The 3,392-nt window shown below is 34.2% G+C and carries 1 protein-coding gene; it reads right to left on the reverse strand.

The features are described from left to right. Positions 1-549: 549 nt before the first annotated feature. Positions 550-3,392: type ISP restriction/modification enzyme (locus tag ABD915_RS09090; protein WP_345117562.1), on the reverse strand; the 2,843-nt coding region annotated here is incomplete at its 5' end.

The raw sequence follows: 3,392 nt of genomic DNA on the forward strand, positions 1-3,392 counted from the left end.
TCTTATGAAAAGCATGTGATCCTTTAAAGCCTTTCAAAAGATAGTTTATAATCATAGGACATGCTATCAAGATCATTATGGTTATGACTTTTGAAGGGGTTTTGAGTTTTGACGGTTGCTGCTTTTATATAAAAAAATAGCAAAAAATAAAAATGTTATGTTTCAATGTGTTAATATTTTACAGATCTTTAGAAAACAACCTATATTGATAATACAACCTATAAATTCAACTAATAGAATATGTTTTGAAGGTATTTTGAAGGTTTTTAACACCGTCAAAACCTATAAGAAAATGAAGATGTAAAACTCTCTTTAAAGAGGTTTTTTGAAAGCTATAAAGCTATCATTTGAGATTACGGTATAATCTTTTAAAGGCAATCCAAATGACAGTATTTAAAAATGCAAATATTCTCTTTTTAGAGTAATGCATATAAACACTCCTTTTAAGATTGTAGATAATCAACTTACAAGAGAGGTATAGATTATGGTTATAAGTTCTATACCCCTTGTGAGTTTATCATACCCATTATGTGAGCATGCTTTATAAGCTTATTCAGTTTCTCTAATTTCTAATTTTGGTAGGTTTTTAACAATTTTCATTGTCTCCAAACTTACAGTAATAACCCTTTGGAATAATTCTAATGGATAAGCAGGGTTTCCAACAGTCTCAACAGCATAGCGATTGGCATCATTCACAATACCACTCTTTTTATCAGTCTTAACACATTGACGTCCCATAACCCATTCAAGAGCAGGCTTGCCATTAACAATATACTCATAAGCTTTAAGAGGAATGTCTGTTATGATGATGTTGCTGTTATAAATAACTGTAGATTTATCCTTTTCCTTACTATTTTTAATTTTTGCGAATTTCATTTCATTCACGTAATAGAATTCTTTAGGATTAGGGATATCCATAAGTTTAGGGTCACCCTTTTTAAAGGATACTGGATAAGGTTCCACATCTTCATAATTCACGTGCAAATGACCCAATTCACGCCCTGCTGTAACAAACATCCAAAAATCATCCACTGTCTTTACACAAGGAATACGAGGGAGTTCTTTGCATAAATTATCAGCATAGCGAGTGCGATAATCTTCCGAATGTAAAAGACCATAAACATAATAGAATAGATCATCTTTTGTTATATTCTCATTCGGATAAGCCGCTTGGAAATGGGCTAGACCTTCATCCGTAATGGCATCACGTCTCTGTAAACTAGATGTTTTGGTTTCTTCGGAATTTGTAAATAAATGAGATTGTTTTTCATTTTTACCTTTTGAAACTGTAGTATCTTCATAAATATAGCGTGGAAAGCATTGACCTTTATCCATTGCGTCATGATTAGGCAAAACTTTAGACATCAAAACAGAAAAATCTTTCATTGCCCCTATACCTGTAACTTGTATTACTTTGTTTTCAACAATGTTCCTCATAGGAAACATACATGGTATTTGATAGAGAGATTCATTGAAAATACGATTATAATAGAGCCATTGCCGAGTAAAAGGACGGTACAAACTTTGAGCAAGGCATGTCTCTTCAAACTCAAAAATCTTTTCTGCAGTTAAATGTTTTTTAAGATTAAGACTCCAGCTTATTTTTTTAGCATCAGAATTTACGAAATCGTCTACAATATTGGTATGTGTTTTACGGTCAGTATGTGCATAAACATCATTAAAGCGTTTCACTTCACTATTGTAGAAAACAATCATATTATTCATATTTTTGGATAAAGCTTCACGATTTGAGTTATATGCCCAAGCATCACGATTGGTTTTTAGACCACAAGAAAATGTTTCAAAGAGCTTTTTATCACGACCTTTTTTTACACCCATAGCTAAAAATTCTTTAAAACTATCATCACGCTGATCAAGCCAATCGCTATGTTTATCTGGTGTAATTATTTTCCAACCTTGTTTGCTCCGTGTAATGCCATCAATGCTACCAAGAGACTCTATTATCGTAAGCTTTTCTTGTCTCGTGAGATAATCTCCAATATCACGAAAATATATTTTCCCACGCTGTTGAGATTCTGGATTTTTTACGAGAATAGAAATAGCAATAGGGGCACGAGAACCTTCGCCAAAAATTCCACCACTTTCTTTTTTGCGTTGTTCTCCAGAAGTCCGAGCATTTCCTCGTAAATGGAAAATATAAAGACTGCTAAATTCCTTAACAAGGCATTTGCGTAAACCGTCCATAGAATGTCCAGTAATAAAACTTGCATTAGTAACAAAACCAATAATACCACGGTCTTTTATACGGTCACTTGCCCAACGAATGGCACGAATATAACTATCATAAAGTGCTTGTACGCAAGTTGCTTTTGATTGAGCAGCATAAGTTTCTCCAATACGGTCATTCAATATGGGATAGGGAGTATTCTTTGCATTATCGTTTTCATTTTTTTGCCCTACCGAATAAGGGGGATTCCCAAAGATAACTTCGATATTTAGATTTTTCTGATGTTCTAAATATTCGCTGTTTTCTTTCATAGTACCTTCCATCAAATCTTTTTTCTCAAAAAGATGAAACGTATCGGTTAAACCAATATGCTTAAATGGTATATAATCTCCTTTCATAAGACCATGATAGGTCGATTCAATGTTAATCGCTGCTATGTAATAGGCAAGTAAAACAATCTCATTGGCATGGATATCATGACGGAATTTATATTCCATATCCTCTGGTTTTATGAGATTTGATTGTAAAAGCCTTGTGATAAAGGTTCCTGTTCCAGTAAAGGGGTCAAGAATGGAAACACCACGTGATCCTAGGCTTTTTCCGAACTCATTTCGTAAAACATCATCAACGGAACGAATAATAAAATCAACAACCTCAACGGGGGTATAAACAATCCCAAGCCTATCGGTGGTTTTCTTAAATGCCTTGGTAAAAAAATCTTCGTAAAGTTTGATAATAAGGTTTTGTCTTGCTTGGGGGGTTGTAATCCCAGAGGCACGGAATTTTACGCTGTCATAAAACTCTTGTAATTCTTTCGATACCTGCTTGATATTGCTTTTATCTAATTCAGCTAAAATCTTTTCCATGGCTTGAGAAATGGCATTGTTTTGCACAAATTCATTGCCATCAAACAAAGCTTCAAATACGGGACGTGTGACAAGATGTTGTGCTAACATCTCAAGCGCTTCCTCTTGTTTGATTTCACTGTTTAAGTTGTTTTTTAGTTCTTGATAAAACCCATTAAAGGCGTGGAACGCTTCACTGCTTTCATCAGAAAGTATATCTTTAAGATGATTGATATGGTTTTGAGCAATCTCAGCAACATTGCCAGCCCATATGCCCCAGTAATCGGCAAGGGTAAATTTCTTAGCAAGAAGTGTCTTAAGGGCATTGGGAAACTCTTTATAAAAAGGTAATCTTCCTG

This window comes from Bartonella jaculi, from assembly GCF_039543045.1.
In the GTDB taxonomy this organism is placed as follows: domain Bacteria; phylum Pseudomonadota; class Alphaproteobacteria; order Rhizobiales; family Rhizobiaceae; genus Bartonella; species Bartonella jaculi.